The 13,060-nt window shown below is 65.7% G+C and carries 12 protein-coding genes; 6 read left to right on the top strand and 6 right to left on the bottom strand.

Annotation, left to right across the window (positions count from 1 at the left end; all coding sequences use genetic code 11):
- The first annotated feature begins 167 nt into the window (after positions 1–167).
- The 5 genes from AB2U09_RS18625 to AB2U09_RS18605 all read left to right on the top strand — a co-directional run bounded on the left by AB2U09_RS18625 (position 168) and on the right by AB2U09_RS18605 (position 5,099).
- The gene (locus tag AB2U09_RS18625; RefSeq protein WP_459194232.1) at positions 168–1,010 is read left to right on the top strand and encodes a hypothetical protein; all 843 of its coding nucleotides are present in this window, start codon (positions 168–170) and stop codon (positions 1,008–1,010) included.
- 189 nt (positions 1,011–1,199) lie between these two features.
- On the top strand, positions 1,200–1,850 hold the full coding sequence (locus AB2U09_RS18620) for a hypothetical protein (RefSeq protein ID WP_459194231.1): 651 nt from the start codon (positions 1,200–1,202) through the stop codon (positions 1,848–1,850).
- A 189-nt stretch (positions 1,851–2,039) separates the two neighbouring features.
- Positions 2,040–2,849, top strand: coding sequence for a DUF8054 domain-containing protein (locus tag AB2U09_RS18615; RefSeq protein WP_459194230.1), 810 nt, complete (start codon positions 2,040–2,042; stop codon positions 2,847–2,849).
- Between the two features lie 92 nt (positions 2,850–2,941).
- Positions 2,942–3,871, top strand: coding sequence for a glucosyl-dolichyl phosphate glucuronosyltransferase (gene aglG / locus AB2U09_RS18610; protein ID WP_459194229.1), 930 nt, complete (start codon positions 2,942–2,944; stop codon positions 3,869–3,871).
- A gap of 76 nt (positions 3,872–3,947) precedes the next feature.
- Positions 3,948–5,099: a glycosyltransferase family 4 protein gene (locus tag AB2U09_RS18605; RefSeq protein WP_459194228.1), complete on the top strand. Its 1,152-nt coding sequence runs from the start codon at positions 3,948–3,950 to the stop codon at positions 5,097–5,099.
- Positions 5,100–5,147: 48 nt separating this feature from the next.
- Here the strand turns inward: AB2U09_RS18605 and AB2U09_RS18600 are convergent, their stop codons facing one another.
- From AB2U09_RS18600 to AB2U09_RS18580, 5 genes are all read right to left on the bottom strand, one after another.
- Positions 5,148–6,146, bottom strand: coding sequence for a zinc-binding dehydrogenase (locus AB2U09_RS18600; protein WP_459194227.1), 999 nt, complete (start codon positions 6,144–6,146; stop codon positions 5,148–5,150).
- 63 nt (positions 6,147–6,209) lie between these two features.
- Positions 6,210–6,992, bottom strand: a complete 783-nt coding sequence (locus AB2U09_RS18595) for a YqjF family protein (protein ID WP_459194226.1) — start codon at positions 6,990–6,992, stop codon at positions 6,210–6,212.
- Positions 6,993–7,045: 53 nt separating this feature from the next.
- Positions 7,046–8,593 carry an alkaline phosphatase family protein gene (locus AB2U09_RS18590; protein WP_459194225.1) on the bottom strand — a complete coding sequence of 516 codons (1,548 nt, stop codon included), beginning with the start codon at positions 8,591–8,593 and terminating at the stop codon, positions 7,046–7,048.
- A 111-nt stretch (positions 8,594–8,704) separates the two neighbouring features.
- Positions 8,705–9,814, bottom strand: coding sequence for a lysylphosphatidylglycerol synthase transmembrane domain-containing protein (locus AB2U09_RS18585; protein ID WP_459194224.1), 1,110 nt, complete (start codon positions 9,812–9,814; stop codon positions 8,705–8,707).
- Positions 9,815–9,816: 2 nt separating this feature from the next.
- A complete protein-coding gene (locus tag AB2U09_RS18580; RefSeq protein WP_459194223.1) occupies positions 9,817–10,656 on the bottom strand; it encodes a polysaccharide deacetylase family protein in 840 nt (279 codons plus the stop codon).
- Between the two features lie 161 nt (positions 10,657–10,817).
- On the opposite strand from AB2U09_RS18580, the gene AB2U09_RS18575 reads away from it, so the two are divergent.
- Positions 10,818–11,888: a DUF2304 family protein gene (locus AB2U09_RS18575; protein ID WP_459194222.1), complete on the top strand. Its 1,071-nt coding sequence runs from the start codon at positions 10,818–10,820 to the stop codon at positions 11,886–11,888.
- Positions 11,889–11,912: 24 nt separating this feature from the next.
- Here AB2U09_RS18575 and AB2U09_RS18570 read toward each other — a convergent pair whose 3' ends face one another.
- Positions 11,913–13,019 carry a sulfatase-like hydrolase/transferase gene (locus AB2U09_RS18570; RefSeq protein ID WP_459194221.1) on the bottom strand — a complete coding sequence of 369 codons (1,107 nt, stop codon included), beginning with the start codon at positions 13,017–13,019 and terminating at the stop codon, positions 11,913–11,915.
- Between the last annotated feature and the right edge of the window lie 41 nt (positions 13,020–13,060).

The following is a 13,060-nucleotide window of genomic DNA, read 5'->3' as shown; positions in this document are numbered from 1 at the left end:
ATCGGCGTATCCTCGTGGCTGTAGCCTGTGGATCTATCACCCCCGAGACTCGGACATTGTAGGGAGTATCACTGTGAATTGCAGTTTATTCAACGACACGTTTATTGTATTTGAGATTTGAATATCATTTATTCATGCATCGCCCTACCACGGTTTCGGAGTCCCGAATGGCCGCCTTCGAACGGGAGTTCGCGTCGTTTCGCTCTCGGCTCGACAGGCACGTCACCGAACTACTGGGCGAGATCGAGACTCCGGAGATAACGGATCGCCTCCAGAGGATCGTGTTCACACCGAACGAGGCGCTCCCGAAGCGGTCGGTACGGCCGACGTACCGGATAGAGTACGTCGCAGAACAGGTGTATCGGTCGGGTGTAGCTGGCGAACCGTCGAGGTCCGACCTGCGACCACTACTGCAATTTACCGTTCTCGTGCAGGAGTACTACGATATCGCTGACGATATTCTCGACGGTGACGTAGCCGAGGGGAGCGAGCCTACAGTGTTCGTGACGAACGAATACCTGTTCCCGCTCGCGGTGAAGCGCCTCGGGGCTCTCGGCACCAAGGAGACCCGGTACTGGACGGATCGAGCCGTCGAGATGGTCGACTGGTTCCGCCTGGAGGTAGAAGAGGATCCCACGGCCGAGACGTATCTAAACATACTCGACAAGCAGTCGCGCCTCTACGGGGCTATTACGGGTCTCAGTGCGCTGGCCGCCGGCGGGAACGACCCCGATGTCGAAGCGGCCGCTGCTTTTGGCCGTTCCTACTTCTGGGTCGAACAGCTACTGTTGGACGGCGAGCAATACGCCGATGGGGACCCCGATCCGTGGAATGCGTGGGACCTGATGGCCCACGAGGACGTTCTGGGCCGCCTACGCTCGACTGCGGACGAGCTGGACCGGTTCCTCGCAGAGTCGGTCAATCCCGATCAGCGTCGTTCCCTCCAACCGCTTGTCGCCGTCGATCTGAACACATGGGCCAGCGAATACGGCTTCCCGAAAGACCCCTGAGATTGATCGCCGAGACAGGGCCTCCGACGGCTCGGTCAACGTGAGACAGGTCGGACCTCGGCAATCGTGATGGTTAGTTGGGGATGACGTCGGTTCCATTTCGACCGGGGGAGGACGATTTATTGCCCAAATATATAAATCAGTAAAGAATAAGTGACTGTCATATCAACTGATGATTGCAGTTACACCATGTCCGAGAGTACATCCGAGGACGGATTCAATCGGCGTAACGTGCTCAAATCCGTCGCGGCAGGGACTGCGGCTACGGTCGGCGCCAGCGGGGTCGCGAGCGCGTCGGCCTCCGGTAGCTCGATCAGTCTCGCGACGAAGCGCGATATCACGGCCGAGTACAGAGACATCGACACCATCCGCCAGCAGTTCAGGGCCCACCGAGACCTCCTGGAAGCAGCGGTCGAGGCCGAACACGTCGACGAACCGTCGTTCGATATCTTCGACGTCGAGGTCGACGGGATGACCTCGGAGCGGGGTGACGGTCTCGGCTTCAACGCGCGCGAAGTCGACGGAGAAGTGATCCCCGAGATCCGGGTGCTCCACCGTACCGACGAGGGCGAAGTGATGTTCGGTATCCGACCGACGGAGGACGCCGGATACGTGAACTTCTTCCCCGCCGAGGAGGACACTGTCGAGCAAGTTTACGAGAAGAACTGGAGTTACAATACGGCCGACTGTTGTTCGGGCTGCCAATTCTGCGGCGGCAACTGCGACGACAACCAGTCGTGCGAGACACTGACGTCCTCGTGTTGCTGCTGGGCGACCTGTAAGAACATGACGTGTGCGGGCTACCGGTGCGTCTGTGAGAGCGACTGCGGCTGGCTTTAGGCGATAGTTCGCCGCGAGCGGGGCCGAGTGAGTGGCTGCCGTGCGCTACGGCGGACACCACTCCGGGGGTCTCCCGCGTTCGTCGGGCCCGCAGTACCGAGCGACGACGCGAGCGTCGCATCTCCTGCTCGAAGAGTCAATCTCCCAATGGTATAGAAAAATTAATAATTCATTACTGTCCATTTCGTGATGATGCTTGAACAATTCAAACAGGAGGAGTATACTGGGTCAAACAGGTGTCTCCCCTGCACCGTGGTCAACTCTGTCATCGCGCTCGTCGTCGGCGCGGTGATCGGGAGGTTTTCGAGACGAGCGGGCGCGGTGGCCGTCGTCGTCTCAGGTGTGATCATCTATCTACGCGGATATCTGGTCCCGGGGACGCCGACGCTGACGAAGGAGTACATGCCCGAGTGGGCACTCAGATTGTTCGGCAAGGAACCACCAACGACGGGCGGGATCGAAGTCGACAGGGGGGAGGAGACGGAGTTCGAACTGGACGTGGAGCAGTTCCTTCACGATGTCGACGCCATCGAACCGTGCCCGGACGCGGACGACGACTGCCTCGTCGACGAGTTCGGCAGCCTCTGGCACAGTGAGATAGAGTCGTTGCAGGGCCGAGAAGACCTGAAACCGGTCGTGAGCGACCGGTTCGGCCTGAACGAGTCGGAGTTCGAGGTAGAACCCCACGACGACGCTCGGTTGCTGATCGTCGACGGCGAACACGTCGCGAAGTGGCCGTCAGAAGCGGCACTGATCGCGGATGTCGCCGGTGCGGGTATCATCGCGGAGCGGTCGACGCGCTGGGCCGACCTCGGGACCGTACAGCGCGGTCAGGTCCTGCGAGGACTGCGGATCTTCCTCGAGACGTGTCCCACCTCCGACGGTTCGGTTAGTATGGGCGAGGAGACGGTCGAGTCATGCTGTAGTACGCAGGAGGTCGTCGCAGTCACCTGTTCCGACAGCGGCGCGCGCCTGTTCGAACAGCCCCTCGCCGATTGATTTGTCTCGGTCCCCCCGCCGCGCTGTCGAGCGGCGGTCGTTCCTGTAACGGAACGGAAACCCATTTTTCCCCCGTCGTCGTTTGCAGGAGCATGCGCGTCTCCGTCGTCCTCTGCGAGCACACGCTCGACCGCTACGACGCGGTCGCCGAGGCCGCCCGGAGCGTCCTCGACCAGACCCACGAGGACGTCGAACTCGTCTTCGTCAGCGACGGCAACCCCGAAGTCCTCGACCGGTTCGAAGTCGACTTCGGGGACCGAAAGGACGTCGTCACCCACTGCAACGACGAGAACCGCGGCCTCCTCGTCAGCCGGAACAACGGCGCGGAACTCGCCAGCGGCGACGTCGTCGCGTTCATCGACGACGACGCCGTCGCTCACCCGGAGTGGATCGAGCGCCTCGTCGACGCCTACGAGGAGCACGACGCCATCGCCGCCGGCGGCCGGATGGACCCCATCTGGGTCGACGGCGAACCCCGGTATCTCCCCGAAGAACACTGGTACCTGATCGGCGCGACGTACAGGGGATTCGGCGACGGGCGGGACACCCCCACCGAGGTCCGCAATACCAACGGGTCGAACATCTCCTTCCGCCGGGAGGTCTTCCTCGATCTCGGCGGGTTCGACGACGAGATCGGCGGCCGCAAGGGCGACAAGAACCTCCAGGGCGGCGAGACGGAACTGTGCGCCCGGATGCAGGCCGAATACGGCCGCGGCGTCCGGTACGTCCCCGACGCCGAGGTCGGCCACAAGGTGTTCGCCTACCGCACCGACCCGAAGTGGCTCCTCGATCGGGCGTTCTGGCAGGGCTACTCCAAGCGCGGCATGCAGCAGTTCGTCCCCGGCTCGGCCGAGGAAGAGGGCGACTTCCTCGGAAAGATCCTCGGCGAGTACATCCCCGGCCGACTGTGGGGGCTCGTTCGCGACCCAGACCTGACCGCCGCGAAACAGCTCGTCTGGCTCGTCCTCCTGACGGGCGTCGTCGGCCTCGGCTACCTCTACGGCATCCTCAAGTGGGGGTAACGGCGGCCAACGGACGTGGAACGCCAGAGCCGCCGAAGGCCAGAGTTAATGCGTCCGGGCGGTCACCGAGCGGATAATGGCGGACCTGCCCGACGTCTGCGTCGTCACCCACCCGCTGGCGGCCGCCGGCGAGAACGCCACCCGGAGCCTGCTGGATATTCTCTCGGCGGTCACCGGCGTCGCGCTCGTCACGGCCGACCTGCCAGCCGATTCGGAGATCCGCGACCGTCACGAACTCGTCGAACTCACCCGCAAGGGCGCGGGCGATTCGGTCCCCGTGGCGGCGGCCCGGTTCCTGCTGAACCAGCTTCGCATGTGCCGCGTGATCGCGGGCCGCGACGAGGAGGTCGTCCTGTTCTACGGCGCCACCTCGTACCTGCTCCCGATCCTGTTCGCCCGAGCCATCGGGAAGACGGTCCTCGTCGAGCCGCGCGGCGACGTGCCGCTCACGCTCCGCATCGCCTGGGAAGAGACGCTCCCGAGCTCCGTCGCGCGGACGCTCGCGGGCCTCGTCCGGGCGCTCGAACGAGCGGGCTTCGCGGCCGCGCACGGCGTCGTCACCTACACGCCGGCGATGGCGACCCAGCTGGACCTCGACCCGGACGACGCCGACGTGTACCCGACTGGCGCGCGCTACGTCCGTACCGACGAGTTCGACGTCGGGATGCCCCTCGAAGACCGCGAGCGCCGCGTCGGCTTCCTCGGTCGGCTCGACGAGGAGAAGAACGTCCGCGAGCTGGCCGCGGTCGCTCGTCGGCTTCCCAATGACGTGACGTTCACCTTCATCGGCGACGGCGGCCTCCGCGAGTGGCTGGAGACGGAACTCGCCACTGAGATCGAGTCGGGGAGCGTCGAGATGCGCGGGTGGGTCGACCACGACGACGTGCCCGCGGAACTCGACCGCCTGCGACTCGTCATCCTCCCCTCGGAGCCCACCGAGGGACTTCCGACCTCCATCCTCGAAGCGCTCGCCTGCGGAACGCCGGTCTACGCGACGCCGGTCTCCGGCGTGCCCGACGTCGTCCGCGACGGCGAAACGGGCTTCCTGATGGACAGCACCGACCCCGCCGACATCCGGGGAGAACTGCTCTCGATCCTCGACCGCGAGGACCTGCCCGAGATCAGCGAAAAGGGCCGAGCGCTGATCGAAGAGGAATACAGCTTCGAGGCCGCACAGCGACGGTATCGTGAGATCCTGCAGCGCGTAACTCGAGATCGAAGCCGGTAGCGACGGGGAGCGGAATCCTGGAACGCCCGGTCGCGGCCGATACGGTCGTCACTCGTTTTCGAGCAGGATCTTCCCGACGAAGTCGCCGTCCTCGCCGAGGCGATGTGCGTCGGCGACCTCGTCGAAGGCGAAGCGTTCGTCGATGTGGGGTTCGACGGCGCCGTCGTCGACGAGCGCCGCGATGTCGGCCAGTTCCGCGCCGATCCGCTCCTGTCGGTCGCCCAGCAGGACCGGCAGGATGACGAGCACGACCCCCAGTTCCAGCGAGTTGGCGTGCATCGCGGAGACGTCCTGCGTCGAACTCGACTCGGTGGTCACGACGGTCCCGAACGGCCGGACCGCCTCGAAGGCCGTCTGGAGGTGGTCGTCGCCGACCGGGTCGAAGACGACGTCGAAGCCGGCGCCGTCGACGCGCTCGTCGACGTAGGACTCGACGTCGGTCGCGGTGTAGTCGACGGTCGCGTCGGCGCCGAGGTCGGCCGCGAACGCCCGCTTCGCTTCCGTCGAGCCGGTCGCGGTCACGTCGGCACCGAACCAGCGGGCGAGCTGGACCCCGATGTGCCCGACGCCGCCGCTGGCCCCGTAGACGAGGACGTCGTCGCGCACGTGGACCGTCGTCTTGTCGGCGAGCATCTCCCAGGCCGTCAGCGCGACGACGGGGAGCGCGGCCGCGTCGGCCAGCGGGAGCGTCTCGGGCGCGTGGGCGAAGGTCCCGGCGTGACCGACGACGTAGTCGGCGAGGGCGCCGTCCCGCCCTGCACCGCCGGGCATCCCGTACACCTCGTCGCCCACGTCGAAGCGGTCGACGTCAGCGCCGACCGCGTCGACGACGCCCGCCACGTCGCAGTGGAGGACGGCGGGGAAGTCGGGAGCGAAGTCGGGGATGTGTCCCCCGCGGATCTTGTAGTCGACCGGGTTGAGGCTGGTCGCACGGACCTCGACGCGCACCTCGTCCGGTCCGGGATCGGGCACCTCGACCGTCCGTTCGGTGAACACGTCTGGATCGCCGAACTCGTCGATAACGTAGGCAGTCATCTCAGAAGGCATGTCGCCCGGTGGTTCGGTTCCGAGCGGGGAATGGGCAACGGTCCCGGCAGGGGACCGGGGGTGTCACTCCGCCCGTCGGCTCCCCGAGGCGGTCACGTCGACGCCGGGGCTGTAGCGGAAGACGGGGTCGCTCTCGGGCGTCGCGAAGCCGTTCGTCTCGAACACCTGGTTCGTCGCGATGTCGACCGACGCCTCGTACAGCGGCCACGGGTCGTGACTGATCTGGGCGTAGCGTCCCTCCCCGCCGGGCGTCTGCGTGTAGTATCGGTACCGCTCGGTGAGGAACTCGTCGAGCGTTCCCTGCTCGGCCCGGTAGCGGTCGCCGACGGGACCGTACCGTGCGTCGAAATCGCAGGGGCGCGCGCCGGGATGCCAGCGTTCGCTCTCGAAGGCGATCCGTGAACCGTCGTCCCGCATCGTCATGCTCGCGAAGTAGTAGGGCAGGTGATGGAAGACGCGCGCACCGGCGACGCCGAGGACGCCGTCGGCGTCGAGGTTGAAGAAGTAGACGCCGCGGTCGGCCGCGGGACCGTCGTCGGCCGGGCCCGTGACGTCCGCCGCTCCGGCGCTCTCCTCTGCCCTTCGGCGCTCGCTCTCGTGGCTGACGTATGTCCGCAGGTTCAACTCGGGGAGGCGGAAGCCGGTCCATTCGGGGAACCCGTGCGGGCGGACGGCGACGTTGGTGAACGGGACGACAGAGAGCCACGCCTGCCCGTCGTAGGTGTCGACGGTCAGCGACTCCGGCAGGTGCGCCTGAACGAGATCGGGGTCGACCGGCCAGTTAGCGAACAGGACGTGGCGCCAGCCCATGTCGACCGGGAGGTCGAGCAGCGAACGGAGGGACATCGTCGGATCTACGGCCCCGGTGCCCATTACTCCGGGGATCCCCGGGTCGTTCGCTACTCCATGTAGCCGAGTTCGGTGAGGCGGTCGGCGACCTCGTCGGAGGGGCCGCCCGCACGGGCTTCCTCGTGGTCGATCGGCTCTTGCGTCCCGACGTCGGGGTCGTCGACGAAGACGTCGAGCACCTCGCCGTCCATGTCCGTCGGCACGTCGACGCCGTGGTTGGCGAGGACGGTCGGCGCGATGTCGCGGATGTCGATCTCCGGGATCTCCTCGCGGTTCCGGAAGTCGGGGCCGTTCGCGACGAAGATTCCCGTTGGCGTGTTCTCGGCGGCCCAGCGGTCGGGTTTCGTCTGGACGGCGTCGCCGCCCATGCCGTCGTTGACGTGGACGCCGGGGCGCTGGTCGACCACGACGTCCGGGCCGATGTCGACGTACGGGCCGTCGTAGACCTCCTCGGCGCGGTAGACGCCGGTGAAGAGGGGGTCGCCGTTCTCGTCGGTGACTTCTTTCAGGTCGGCGATCAACCGCTCGCGGACCGACTCCACGTCGAAACGCGGGTTGACGTAGATCGGTCCCTGGCCGCTGGCGAGCGCCTTCGTCTCCCCGGGGACGATCAGTTCCATCTTCCGCTCGCGCTTGGCGCCGGCGCTCTGGGGGACCAGTTCCTGGATGCGCTGGGGGACGGTGTCGGCGAGGAAGTCCACGAGGCCGAACCGCTTGGCGACGGCGAGGGTGTTCTCGCGGGTCAGGCCCACTTTCTGGAAGTAGTCTTCGACGCCGCTGGCGCGAGTGAGGTAGCCGTTCTCGGCGAGCCACTCGTTGACGTAGAACTCGGTGGTCGTCGCCGCGGCGCCGTGGTCGGACATGACGACGAGGTTAGTGTCTTCCAGTTCGGCGAGTTCGCCCAGCCACTCGTCGACGAGTTGCCACGCGCGCTTGGTCGGCTCGTCGTCCCAGAAGAAGTGGTGCAGGACGTTCAGGTAGAACAGTGTGACGTGGGTGAATTCGAGATCCTCTTCGAGGAAGAGGTCCCGGGCGACTTCGAGGCGGAGTTCGAGCAGGCGGAGGATCTCCTCGACCTCGGCGCCGCGTTCCTCGTTCGAGGACAAAAGCGGGTCGGGGTGGACCTGATAGTCGTAGCGGTCGGCGAGTTCCCGCTCGAACTCGGGCGGGTGCGTGTAGCCGGTGTCGAGCGAGCGGTACTCGCCCTCGACGGCGTCCGGCCCCCCCGAAACGACGTACCCGTCGATCTCCCGGGGCGGGTACATGGAGGGCATGTTCACGACGCCGGCGCGCTGGCCGTCGGCGTTGAGGTAGTCCCACAGCTCGGCGGTCTTGTAGTCGCTGCCGCTCATGATGTCGATGCGCTCGTCGGCAAGATCGATGCGCTCCCACCAGAAGACGCTGTGTTTGCCGGGGTTCTTGCCCGACGCGTAGCACTTCCAGTTGGGATAGGTCACCGGCGGGAGGCAGCTCCGGCTCGTCGCGTACGTGCCGGTCTCGCGGAGTTCGGCCAGGTTGGGCAGGAGCCCCTCGTCGATCCAGGGCTCGGTCAGCAGCCAGCTGGCACCGTCGAGGCCGACGACGAAGGTCCGCGTCATCGTCCGAAACCCCGCGAGGGTTCCCGATATACGTTTCGTTCGTCCGAACGGTAAGTGCCGACTACGGCTCGCTGTAGCGGGTCCGCGAACGGTGTCGAGCGGTCGCGAGGGTCACCCGTCTTCCCCGCGCCGCGCGAGCACGTCGGCCATGTCGAGGTTCGCGGCGGGGAGCCAGCCCAGCAGCGCGGGGAGGTAGACGCCGAACGAGCGGTCGACGAGGATCACGACCGGCGCGAGTTCCGGCGCGACGCCGAGACTCACGAACACGGCCGTCGCCGAGGCCTCTGCGACGCCGACACCGCCCGGCGTCAGCGGCAGGACGGTCACGCTGTAGGCCATCACGAGGACGACCGGCAGGAGGACCGCCGGCGAGAACTCCCCGCCGAGCGCAGTGAGCACGAGCCAGACGCGCAGCGCGGGGAAGACCATCAGGGTCCCCGCCCACCCCAGCGCGTAGGGGACGACGACTGACGGGCGGGTGGACAGCGCCCGGAAGATGCCCGCGGAGTCGGCCGTGAACGACGGGAGCGCGTCGGCGACGCCGGCGAGGCGGTCGCCGATCTGCGGGATCCGACCGAGCAGTCCCCCCAGCCGACTCGCCAGCCGGCCGGCCACGTCCATGCGTCGCCCGGCGAGCAGGACGAGCGTCCCCGCGGCGAGGTAGATGCCCGTCGAGAGGAGGATGACGACGAGCCAGCCGCCCGCGAGCTGCGTCGCGAACGCGGCCAGCCCGATCAGGGCCACCAGCCCGTAGAGAGCGGCGTACAGCCCCGTGTTCAGCCCGGCGATGCTGACCGCCTCGGTCCACTCGGCGTCGGTGTAATAGCGCAGGACCAGCGGCGCGACGGAGTGGCCCGACGCCTTCGACGGGACGACGTGGTTGACGAACTTGATGACGAGATCGACGCGGGCCGTCGTCCCGAAACTCGTCGGTTCGCGCCCGTTCAGCAGCGCGTACCACATCGAGAAGCGCGACCCGAACTCCAGTGTCGTGATGAGTAGCACGCCGCCGACCACGAGCGGCCCGAGCGTGCTCAGCTCGGCCAGCGTCGCCTGCCAGTCGACGTCCCGGGCCACGTACCAGAAGGCCCCGACCGCGACCGCCCACTGAACGATCTTGATGACGGTCTTCCGCCAGTTTCGGCCTCTATCGGGTGATTCGGTCGAGGAGCGACCGTCGGGGCTCCGTTTACTTCCACTCCCGCTCTCGCTCCCGCTCACGGTCACTCACTCCCGGTCGGCCCGACTCGCGCGGCGAGGTCGCCCACCGGGACGAATTCGAAGGGCTCGTCGAGGATCCGGCGGACGGCCTGACGCATGTAGGCGCCGGTCCGGACGTACACCCGCTCGGGGACTCCCTCGACGGCGGGTAAATCGACGAGTTCCCAGGGATGGACGTACAGTACGGGCGGGATACCGCGCCGTGCGAGCAGGCGCATGCCGAGGATCGTGTAGCTGACGCCGAAAAACCGGATCCAGGTGCCCGTCAGCGGTAGCCGCAGTCCCGGCATCACCGACACCGGGACCTCGGCGACCTCCGCAGGGGCTTGTGGATCGACCTCGCGAGCGGGCGACGGCAGTTCCGTCTCGAACTCGCCGCCGTACCAGCCGGGGATCGACCGGCAGGGGACGACGCTGGAGTCGTACTCGTAGCCCCGATCGGCGAGCGTCCGGAAGTGTTCTGGGCCCATGTCGAACGACGGCGCGCGGAAGCCGACGACGTCCTGACCCGACGCGTCCTCGAGGCGCGCTTTCGACGTTTCCAGTTCTTCGCGACGTTCGGCCGCGGAGAGCTCCGAGAGGTGCTGGTGGGTGTGCGTGTGCGACCCGACCTCGTGCCCGGCGTCGGCGATGCGACCGAGCACGGAGGGGTTGGTGTCGGCGATCTCGCCGACGGTGAAGAACGTGCCCGTCGCGTCCGCCCGCTCGAAGGCGTCGAGGAGGCTCGTCACCCCGTCGAGACCGACTTCCGGCAGGTCGGTGGTGCCGCGGGCGCCGCGGTAGGCCGGCAGGTGGGTGAAGTACTCGAAATCGACGGAGAGTGCGGCCTGTGGCGTTGACATCGACGGGTCGACCTGTCGACGGCTACACTCCCGCCGTACTTGGACGGTGCGGTTATCGATCAGCGTCCTGATGGATCGCGCGAGCGACTCATTCATTTCAGCCGACGTATTCACATGGATCGGCAGATTCAAATTCCAGACACTCGACGGACTAAACAGGCATGATAGCCGCTGGTTCGGCGCTTTTCGACGCCTTTCCTGGATTAGAGAACCAGACACTGACACTGCTGTTCGTCGGGCTAGCGGTTGCGGTGCTGCTGTGGGGATTCGACCGGTACCGGACCACGTTCTCGAAGGCCGAGTTCGGCCTCGCGATAGCCGTCGCCCTCGGACTCCTCACCGTCGGACTCGCCCCGGGAATCTACGGGACGCTCGCGAATGCGTTCAACCTCGAAAGCCGGTTCCTGCTCATCCAGATCTTCGTCGACGCCACCTTTCTGTTCCTGATCCTCTATCTCGTGAGTCGAATCGCCAATACACGGTCTGTCGTGAACCGACTCACGCGAAAACTGGCCGTCGAGCAGGCGCCTCGCGAGGACGAGTACACGCGGAAATCGATCCATATCGTGATCCCGGCCTACAACGAAGCTGACACCGTTGGGGACGTGTTAGCCTCCCTGCCCGAGACGGTTCGCGAGCACACGGTTCGACCGGTCGTCGTTTCCGACGGTTCGGACGACCGGACGCGGCGGGTCGCGGAGAGTTACGACGCGATCGTCGTCGAACACCCACTGAATCAGGGGCAGGGCGGGGCCCTGAAGACCGGGTTCGAGATCGCCCGCCAACACGGAACTGACGTCGTCGTCACCATGGACGCGGACGGACAGCACCCGATCGACCAACTCGAAGCGCTCGTCTCCCCGATCCTCGACGACGAAGCGGACTACGTGATGGGGTCACGCTACCGAGGACGGGACCGGTCAGGCAACTCGGTGACCCGGAGAAGCGGGATCCGTGCGTTCACCTGGCTTATCAATCGGCTCACCAAGTCCGAGATCACCGATTGTACGAACGGATTTCGGGCGATCCGTGGGTCCGCTCTCGGCGACCTGACACTGACCGAGGAGCGGTTCTCAGCCCCGGAACTCATCATCGAGGCTCGCAAGAACGGCCTCCGGATCCGGGAGGTTCCCGTCACCATCCACGAGCGTGAAGCCGGGCAAACGAAAAAACCGGGTCTCGGATACGCAGTCGGACTGGCCCGGACGATCGTCGTCACCTGGATACGGTGAGAACGGTTCACCCGCCCGTCGGTCTCAGCCGGCGTCCATGTACCCGAGGTCCTGCAGTTGTTCCTCGAGTTCGCGGTCGACGTCAGCGCGCGCTACCTCATCCAGATTTCCGCCGGCCTCGATACTGACGTCCGCGTCGCTGGCGACGATTTTCGTCTCGTAATCCTGCCAGGCGACGGTCGCCGTGTCGTGCCACGGTGCGACCGTGATCGCAAACGGGGATTCGGTCGACTGCAGATCGGTCCCGTCCCAGGAAGACGGTGCGTCGACGCCGACGGCCTCTACCAGCGTCGATGGGATATCCAGCAGGCTCATCGGTCCGTCGACGTCGAGCCCGCCGAAGATAACCGGAACCTCCGTGATGTAGTCCGCGACGGAGCGTTTGTGACCCTGATGGAAGTAGAACCCGTCTTCACCGAACGCCTCGCCGTGATCGGACGTGACCGCCAGTAGTGGATCGGCCTCTATCTCCTCGATTAGATGGCTGATATCCCCGTCAGCCCGTTCGATTGCGTCACGGTACGAGCCCTCGATCTCGGCTTCTTCGTCGTCGGTGAGCTTCTCGGGCTTGAAGAACGCTTTCTGGTCGAGCTGTTTCGATATCGCGTCGTCACCGACACCGTAGGGACGATGCGCTTCCATCAGATGGACCCAGAGAAATCTGGGCGGTTCGGCGTCGTTGAACGCCTCTATTGCCGTTTCGATGACCTCACGGTCCCGGGGTCGGTTCTCGCTTTTGGCCTGCGGGGGATAGATCTTGTAGTAGATCCACCGGAGCGCATCGATGCTGCCAAGATATTGCCGGAGTTTGCTACCACGGTTTCCCGGCTCGACGAACGTCTCGAAGTCGTCGAAGCCGCGGTCGAAACCGAACCGGGAATCGGTATTGGGGGTCGGTGCGTATCCGAGACAGGTGTATCCCGCGTCGGAGAGCACTTCCGCGATCGTCGGTGAGACGACTTCCGTCTTGATGGCCGCCCTGTAGTCTGCAGACAGTAGGCTTGCCAGACTGGGGCGCGTGTAATGGCTGGCCGTCACGCCGGTCTCGACGCCCTGAGGAGCGAACGACGAGAGTGCGTCGGCGTGGTCGCGACGCACCGAATCGATAGTAACCAAGACGATGTCGTCCATTGCGTCGTACAGTACTGTCGTCACGCGGATATACAATACCT

This window comes from Halosimplex yunnanense, from assembly GCF_054504345.1.
This window is presented reverse-complemented; position numbering and strand designations above follow the sequence as displayed.

Excerpts from the sequence above, each read along its gene's own strand:
- AB2U09_RS18580 (WP_459194223.1), bottom strand. The coding sequence starts at position 10,656 with ATGTCAACGCCACAGGCCGCACTCTCCGTCGATTTCGAGTACTTCACC.
- AB2U09_RS18605 (WP_459194228.1), top strand. The coding sequence starts at position 3,948 with ATGGCGGACCTGCCCGACGTCTGCGTCGTCACCCACCCGCTGGCGGCC.
- AB2U09_RS18575 (WP_459194222.1), top strand. The coding sequence starts at position 10,818 with ATGATAGCCGCTGGTTCGGCGCTTTTCGACGCCTTTCCTGGATTAGAG.
- AB2U09_RS18595 (WP_459194226.1), bottom strand. The coding sequence starts at position 6,992 with ATGTCCCTCCGTTCGCTGCTCGACCTCCCGGTCGACATGGGCTGGCGC.
- aglG (WP_459194229.1), top strand. The coding sequence starts at position 2,942 with ATGCGCGTCTCCGTCGTCCTCTGCGAGCACACGCTCGACCGCTACGAC.
- AB2U09_RS18600 (WP_459194227.1), bottom strand. The coding sequence starts at position 6,146 with ATGCCTTCTGAGATGACTGCCTACGTTATCGACGAGTTCGGCGATCCA.
- AB2U09_RS18615 (WP_459194230.1), top strand. The coding sequence starts at position 2,040 with ATGATGCTTGAACAATTCAAACAGGAGGAGTATACTGGGTCAAACAGG.
- AB2U09_RS18625 (WP_459194232.1), top strand. The coding sequence starts at position 168 with ATGGCCGCCTTCGAACGGGAGTTCGCGTCGTTTCGCTCTCGGCTCGAC.
- AB2U09_RS18620 (WP_459194231.1), top strand. The coding sequence starts at position 1,200 with ATGTCCGAGAGTACATCCGAGGACGGATTCAATCGGCGTAACGTGCTC.
- AB2U09_RS18570 (WP_459194221.1), bottom strand. The coding sequence starts at position 13,019 with ATGGACGACATCGTCTTGGTTACTATCGATTCGGTGCGTCGCGACCAC.
- AB2U09_RS18590 (WP_459194225.1), bottom strand. The coding sequence starts at position 8,593 with ATGACGCGGACCTTCGTCGTCGGCCTCGACGGTGCCAGCTGGCTGCTG.